The 6,313-nt window shown below is 72.8% G+C and carries 4 protein-coding genes; 2 read left to right on the top strand and 2 right to left on the bottom strand.

Features of this window, described 5'->3' with window-relative positions:
- Together EF918_RS31060 and EF918_RS31055 are read right to left on the bottom strand one after the other, a co-directional pair.
- Positions 1-685: hypothetical protein (locus EF918_RS31060; protein ID WP_260610824.1), on the bottom strand; the 685-nt coding region annotated here is incomplete at its 3' end.
- A gap of 94 nt (positions 686-779) precedes the next feature.
- Positions 780-2,309: an MFS transporter gene (locus EF918_RS31055; RefSeq protein WP_260610825.1), complete on the bottom strand. Its 1,530-nt coding sequence runs from the start codon at positions 2,307-2,309 to the stop codon at positions 780-782.
- A 300-nt stretch (positions 2,310-2,609) separates the two neighbouring features.
- Between EF918_RS31055 and EF918_RS31050 the strand changes: the two genes are divergently transcribed.
- The gene (locus tag EF918_RS31050; protein WP_125652258.1) at positions 2,610-3,398 is read left to right on the top strand and encodes an ABC transporter ATP-binding protein; all 789 of its coding nucleotides are present in this window, start codon (positions 2,610-2,612) and stop codon (positions 3,396-3,398) included.
- Positions 3,395-5,968, top strand: a complete 2,574-nt coding sequence (locus tag EF918_RS31045; RefSeq protein ID WP_125652257.1) for an ABC transporter permease — start codon at positions 3,395-3,397, stop codon at positions 5,966-5,968. The genes EF918_RS31050 and EF918_RS31045 overlap by 4 nt, the downstream gene beginning before the upstream one ends.
- The last annotated feature ends 345 nt before the right edge of the window (positions 5,969-6,313 follow it).

Below are 6,313 nucleotides of genomic sequence, written 5' to 3'. Positions count from 1 at the left end.
AGTCGAGGGTGACCTTGGGGTTGCCGTGGGTGGGGTCGGGCTCGAAGCCGCCGCCCTCGATCACGTAACCGTCCGCGGTGCGGGTGACGCGGGTGATCACCGGGTTGGGGCGGCCGGCCAGCTTGTTGACCAGGTAGGCGCCCGCCGGGGCGCCGGTCAGGGCCCAGATCTGGTCGGGCAGGTCGGGCAGGCCCGCGCCGACGTCGGCGAGGAAGAACGCGACCACGTAGGCCATCGTGACCACGCTCAGCGCCACGTACTGGAGGTCGACCAGGTCGGTGCGGCCTCCGTCGTTGGCGATCAGGTCGCGGGCCGTGGGGTGGGCGTCCGGCTGGAGGGCGGGCTTGTTCAGGGTGCCGTTCTGCACCCGTACGCCGACCACCGTCTTGGCCGCGATCAGGGCCACGTACGGGCCGCCGAGGAGGGGGAGGTAGACCGTGGTCAGCTCGGCCAGGGGGCCGTCCGGGCGGGAGAAGTACGCGGGGCCGCCGCCCGCCACCAGGCCGTAGCCCAGGATCGTCACCAGCAGCCAGACCAGGACCACCGTCCAGGCGAACGCCAGCGTGGTCGAGGTCGACAGCCGTCCGTCGCGGCCCGTCAGGAAGCCCGGCGCGCGGCGCAGCCGCAGCAGGACGGGCCCGGTCAGGGCCGCCAAGGTCGTCAGTGCCCAGAGTGCCGTCAACATGTGTGTCCCCCCGTGACCCCCGTGATGCGTCCCCCGCGTCCCTCCGCAGTGGTACCGCGCGACCGGGGACATGACAAGTCGCCACCCCGGGCGGTCAGTCCTCGCGTTGCTCCGGCAGCACCGGGAAGCGGCGCGGGGCGATCAGCAGCAGGACCAGCAGCGCGGCCACCGCCGCCGCGCTCGCGCCGAAGAAGATGTGGTCCACGGCCGTGGCCACCGCGCCGCGCAGCTGCTCGGCGGCGGCCGGCGGTACCAGGTCCGGCCGGTCCAGGGCCCCGGAGACGTCGTCCAGCCGGGTCGGCAGGCCCGGTACGGGGGCGTCGGCGAGCCGGGAGGCGATCGTGAGGTTGGCGACGGCGCCCAGCGCGGCCGCGCCCAGGCTCTGGCCGACCTGACGGCAGAACAGCACCGAGGCGGTGGTCGTGCCGCGCTCGGACCAGCCGACGGTGGACTGCACGCCCACGATCAGCGGCAGTTGGAACAGGCCCAGCGCCGCGCCCAGCAGGAGCATGATCAGGGCCGGCTGCCAAGGTCGCGCCGGGTAGGGCAGCAGGGTGAAGGAGAACAGCACCGCGGCGGCCAGTGCGATGCCGACGGCCGCGGAGTTGCGGAAGCCGATGCGCCGGTAGACGTGCTGGCTCAGGGCCGCGGTGACGGGCCAGCTCAGCGTCATCCCGGACATCACGAAGCCGGCGCTGATCGGGTCCAGGCCCAGCACGCTCTGGGCGTAGGTCGGTACGAACACCATCGGGGCCACCATGACGACGCCGAGGGCCGCCATGGCGAGGTTGACCGCGGCGATGGTCCGCCGGCGCCACACCCAGCCGGGCAGCACCGGCTCCTCGGCCCGCCGTTCGATCCGTACGACGAGCACCGCGAGGACGGCGCTCGCCGCGAGCAGGGCGAGCGAGGGCGCCGACAGCCAGGGCCAGGCCACCCCGCCCTGCACCACGGCGAACAGCAGGACCCCGCCGCAGGCGAAGACGGCCAGGGCCCCCGGCCAGTCGATCCGGCCGCGGGGGGTGGCAGCGGCCCGGTCGCGGGCGGGCTCGTGCAGGTGACGGTGGATCAGCCACAGGGCCAGGGCCCCGACCGGCAGGTTGATCAGGAAGATCCACCGCCAGTGGGCGTAGGCGGCGAGCAGGCCGCCGAGGGCCGGGCCGCCCACGGCGGAGGTGGCCCACACGGTGGACATCCGGGCCTGGATCTTCGGGCGGTCCTTGAGCGGGTACAGGTCGGCGGCCAGGGTCTGCACGGTGCCCTGGAGGGCCCCGCCGCCCAGCCCCTGCACGATCCGGAAGGCGATGAGCGCGGCCATGTTCCAGGCGACCGAGCAGAGCAGGGAGCCGGCCAGGAACAGGGCGGTGCCGAAGAGGAGGACGGGCTTGCGGCCGAAGGTGTCGGAGAGCTTGCCGTAGACGGGGAGGCTGACGGTGACCGCGAGGAGGTAGCCGGAGAAGAGCCAGGAGAAGACGGAGAAGCCGCCGAGGTCGCCGACGACCTGGGGGACGGCGGTGGCGACGATGGTGCCTTCGAGGGCGGCCAGCGCCATGGTGAGCATCAACGCCGCCACGACGGCGGCCCGTGGCCGCCCCGCCCCGGCCCCGGCCGGGGCCGCGGGTATGCCGGAGGTGTCGGGAGTGCCGGACGGGCCGGCGTCCGTGCTGCCGCCGGTGCTCTCCCCAGTGCTCACCAAGATCCTTTCACTGTGCACGCAGTTTCGGGGAACACCTTCTCACCGCGGCGCACGCGGGGGAATCCCCCATCTCACGTCCGCCGAAGGGTGCACGACCCCTAGGGGTCGGCTCCTCACAACGACCCAGGGCTCTTTCGTCCCGGTGGAGGAGGAAACCCGTTTCGGCCGGTTCTTAACTGGTTCCTACGAGCCAGGGGGCTACGGCACACGCGAACGAGGAGAAGGACCGTGACAACGGCAATGACCGAAACCAGGCACGGCGGTACGGGGGGAGCCGTGCCCGTCGCGGCCCGGGCGCGGCAGGTCGTCAAGGCCTACGGCTCCGGCGAGACCCGTGTCGTCGCCCTCGACCACGTCGACGTGGACATCCACCGCGGGCAGTTCACGGCGATCATGGGCCCCTCGGGCTCCGGCAAGTCCACCCTGATGCACTGCCTGGCCGGTCTGGACACCGTCTCCGGCGGGCAGATCCACCTGGAGGACACCGAGATCACCGGCCTGAAGGACAAGAAGCTCACCCAGCTGCGGCGCGACCGGATCGGCTTCATCTTCCAGGCGTTCAACCTGCTGCCGACGCTGAACGCCCTGGAGAACATCACCCTGCCCATGGACATCGCGGGCCGCAGGCCCGACCCCGAGTGGCTGGACCGCGTCGTGGAGACCGTCGGTCTGGCCGGCCGGCTCAAGCACCGCCCGACCCAGCTCTCCGGCGGCCAGCAGCAGCGCGTGGCCGTGGCCCGGGCGCTCGCCGCCCGGCCGGCGATCATCTTCGGCGACGAGCCCACCGGGAACCTGGACTCCCGGGCCGGCGCCGAGGTGCTCGGCTTCCTGCGCCGCTCGGTCGACGAACTCGGCCAGACCATCGTGATGGTCACCCACGACCCGGTGGCCGCCTCGTACGCCGACCGCGTGCTGTACCTGGCCGACGGCCGGATCGTGGACGAGATGCGCAACCCGACGGCCGACCAGGTCCTGGACCGCATGAAGGACTTCGACGCGCGCGGGCGGACCTCGTGAGCGTGCTGAAGACCTCCCTGCGCAACGTCGTCGCGCACAAGGGACGCATGGCGCTGTCGGCCATCGCGGTCCTGCTCTCCGTCGCCTTCGTCTGCGGCACCCTGGTGTTCACGGACACCATGAACACCACCTTCGACAAACTGTTCGCGACCACCGGCGCCGACGTCACCGTCAGCGCCAAGGCCGCCGAACCCGGCGAGGACAACCCGCGGCGCGGCCGGCCCGAGACCGTCCCCGCCGACACCGTGGACAAGGTCGCCGAGGTCCAGGGCGTGAAGTCCGCCCAGGGCAGCGTGGTCTCCACCTCCGTCACGGTGGCCGACTCCCGCAACAACGACATCGGCCCCACCTCCGGCGCCCCGACGATCGCGGCGAGCTGGAACGACCAGGAGCTCACGTCGATGGAGGTCAGCGCCGGCCACCCGCCGCGCGGCCCCACCGAGGTGATGCTCGACGCCGACACGGCCAGGAAGCACAAGCTGAAGATCGGTGACGAGCTGCGCACCATCGCCCTCACCGGCGACTTCCGCGCCACGATCACCGGCATCGCCACCTTCAAGGTGACCAACCCCGGCGCCACCCTGATCTACCTCGACACCGCCACCGCGCAGACCCAGCTGCTGGGCGGGCCGGGCCTGTTCACCCACGTCAACGTCACCGCCCAGGACGGCGTCTCCGACGAGCAGCTCAAGACGGCCGTCGCCGCCGCGCTCGGCGCCGACGCGTACACCCTGCAGACCGCCAAGGAGTCCGCGGACGCCGGGCGCAAGGACGTCGGTTCCTTCCTCGACGTCATGAAGTACGTGATGCTCGGCTTCGCGGCCGTCGCGTTCCTGGTCGGCATCTTCCTGATCTTCAACACCTTCTCGATGCTGGTCGCCCAGCGCACCCGCGAGATCGGCCTGCTGCGGGCCATCGGCTCCGACCGCGGCCAGATCAACCGCTCGGTGCTCACCGAGGCCCTGCTGCTCGGGGTGTTCGGTTCGCTGCTCGGCATCGGCGCCGGCATCGGGCTGGCCGTCGGGCTCATGAAGCTGATGGGCCGGATGGGGATGAACCTCTCCCTGGACGACCTGACGGTCCTGTGGACCACCCCGGTCGTCGGCCTGGTCCTCGGCGTGGTGGTCACCGTCGTCGCCGCGTACGTCCCGGCCCGCCGGGCCGGCAAGGTCTCCCCGATGGCGGCCCTGCGCGACGCCGGCACCCCCGGCGACCGCAAGGCCGGTGCCGTCCGCGCGGTCCTCGGCCTGCTGCTCACCGGCGCCGGTGGCGCGGCCCTGTTCCTGACGGCCCAGGCCGAGAAGGCCGGGCCGGGCTCGCTGTGGCTGGGGCTGGGCGTGGTGCTCACCCTGATCGGCTTCGTCGTGATCGGCCCGGTGCTGGCCGGCGGTGTGGTGCGGATCCTGTCCGGGGTCGTCCTGCGGCCCTTCGGCCCGGTGGGCCGGCTCGCCGAGCGCAACGCGCTGCGCAACCCGCGGCGTACGGGCGCCACGGCCGCCGCGCTGATGATCGGACTGGCGCTGGTCGCCTGCCTGTCGGTGGTCGGCTCGTCCATGGTGGCCTCGGCCACCGACGAGCTCGACCGGTCCGTCGGTGCCGACTTCATGGTCCAGTCGCAGACCGGCCAGCCGATCGTGCCGCAGGCCGAGCAGGCCATGCGCGGCGCCGGGCTGGCGCACGTGACCGCCTACCGGCAGGTCGAGGCCAAGGTCACCGCGCCCGACGGGTCCACCGTCGAGCAGGGCCTGAGCGCCACCGACCCGACGTACGCCGAGGACGTGCGCCGCAAGACGACCGCCGGGCAGCACGCCGACGCGTACGCCGCCGGCCGTATGGCGGTCGGCTCGGAGTACGCCACCGCCCACCACGTCAAGGTCGGCGACGAGCTGACGGTCGCCTTCACCGAGGGACGCACGGCCAAGCTGAAGGTCGCGGCGATCACCAAGGACGAGGGCAACCTCGACAAGGGCGTCATGTACATCAGCACGAAGACGGCCGAGGAGTACGTGCCGGCCGACCGGATGCCGCGGCCGTTCATGCTGCTGGGCAAGGCCCAGGGCGGCAAGGGCGACGCCGCGTACACCGCGCTCAAGCAGGCCCTGGCGCCGTACCCGCAGTACAAGGTCCTGAACCAGACCGACTACAAGAAGCTGCTCCAGGACCAGGTCGGCCAGCTGCTGAACATGGTCTACGGCCTGCTGGCCCTGGCGATCATCGTCGCGGTCCTGGGCGTGGTGAACACCCTGGCCCTGTCGGTGGTCGAGCGGACCCGGGAGATCGGCCTGATGCGCGCCATCGGCCTCTCCCGCCGCCAGCTGCGGCGGATGATCCGCCTGGAGTCGGTGGTCATCGCCCTCTTCGGCGCCCTGCTGGGCCTGGGACTGGGCATGGGCTGGGGCGCCACGGCCCAGCAGCTCCTGGCGCTGGAGGGCATGAAGGTCCTGGAGATCCCCTGGCCCACCATCCTGGGCGTCTTCGCCGGCTCCGCGCTGGTGGGCCTCCTGGCCGCGCTGGTGCCGGCGTTCCGCGCCGGCCGGATGAACGTCCTGAACGCCATCGCCACCGAGTAGCCGGCGGCCCCGGCCCGGCCACGGGGGTCCGGACCGCAGCCGCCACCAGGCCTCCGCCCCCGGCCCAGCCGGGGCCGGAGGCCTGCGGCCGTTCAGGAGGACGGACCGAGGCTTGCAGCCGTTCGGGGGGACGGGGCCCCGCCCCCCCGCAGACCGGCCCTGGCACAGCCAGGGGCTCGGAGGCCTGCGGCCGTTCAGGAGGACGGACCGAGGCTTGCAGCCGTTCGGGGGGACGGGCCCCCCGCAGACCGGCCCTGGCACGGCCAGGGGCTCGGGGGCCTGCGGCCATTCAGGAGGACGGACCGAGGGCTTGCAGCCGTTCGGGGGGACGGGGCCCCCGCAGAC

It is taken from the genome of Streptomyces sp. WAC06614, from assembly GCF_003949795.1.
Taxonomy (GTDB): Bacteria; Actinomycetota; Actinomycetes; order Streptomycetales; family Streptomycetaceae; genus Streptomyces.
Note: the sequence above shows the minus strand (reverse complement) of the source record. Positions and strands in the feature narration are given on the sequence as shown.